This is a genomic window from Methylophaga sp. UBA5088 (assembly GCF_002414625.1).
In the GTDB taxonomy this organism is placed as follows: Bacteria; Pseudomonadota; Gammaproteobacteria; order Nitrosococcales; family Methylophagaceae; genus Methylophaga; species Methylophaga marina.
Genome location: NZ_DIAC01000129.1, coordinates 12,296 through 13,249 on the forward strand (window position 1 = coordinate 12,296; position 954 = coordinate 13,249).

At 43.7% G+C, this 954-nt stretch carries 2 protein-coding genes; both read left to right on the forward strand.

Annotation, left to right across the window (positions count from 1 at the left end):
• Nucleotides 1–288 (forward strand): hypothetical protein (locus tag B4K20_RS15860; RefSeq protein WP_289283660.1); only part of this gene is annotated, 288 nt, incomplete at its 5' end.
• Between the two features lie 73 nt (nucleotides 289–361).
• The coding region (locus B4K20_RS15865; RefSeq protein ID WP_289283661.1) for a hypothetical protein at nucleotides 362–954 on the forward strand (593 nt) is incomplete at its 3' end.

A 954-nucleotide genomic window follows, 5' to 3' on the forward strand; every position in this document is an offset into this window, starting at 1 on the left:
CAAATCTCGGGTTTAGTAAATCAGGCGGTCACGTCTTTGCAGTTTGAAGACATGTGTCATCAATTAAGTGAACACATGGACAAGCGTTTAAATACTGTTTCGGACCTTATTCAGGTTATCAATGATTTGCCTTCGTCATCAGAGAGTGATGCTGATCTGGCGGCATGCCAACAGCAATTTCTCGAGGTCAAAAAAACTGTAGCTGAGCTGCACAAAAAAATTGACGAAACTCAACACAGATCAGTTACTCAAAAAAATGTCGATGCAGGGGATATCGAACTCTTCTAAAGCATATCTGGCACATTGCTTGCTCTTATCTACATGAACAAGTCGATAACGACGATTGAGTAGGAGAGGCGGTATGCCACAAAGTGTTTCTATACAGACTGATAATGTCGTCAATACAAAGCCTGCAAAGGCCAGAGAAGTATCAAAAGATAATACCTTCTCTGAGACGTTAGACAAGCATATCAATACAGCTGAGCATAAGCCTGCTGAATCCACTAAGGCCCCGTCGAAGTCCTCTGAAGCTTCCGAGAATAAACTCAACGAACAATCTGATAGTGATGATAAAGTCACTGCCGAGGCAGAGGGGCAAACGGAAAAAACTGACGCTGATGACGGCAACAAATTGCCGTCTGATGACCAAGATAGTGAAAGTGATAATGCCGAAAGCAATGTAGTGTCATCTGACTCTCATGCTGATGTGAGTGTTGAGCCTGAGCAAAAAAACGCTGTGTCGGTATCCGCCTCTGAAACGAAAGTAGTAAACAGCGATAACAAAGTGAGCACTGCTGAGGTGGCTGAGAAATCTGTAGGCAAACAAGCCGTTGCTGAGTCAACAACACCGAATGCGGCTGCTTCGACTCAAACAAAATCGACTAATGAAGCTTCTGAGTCTTCTGTGATTAACAAAAAACAGCCTGATGCCAGCCTGGTGACAGTAACCAATAC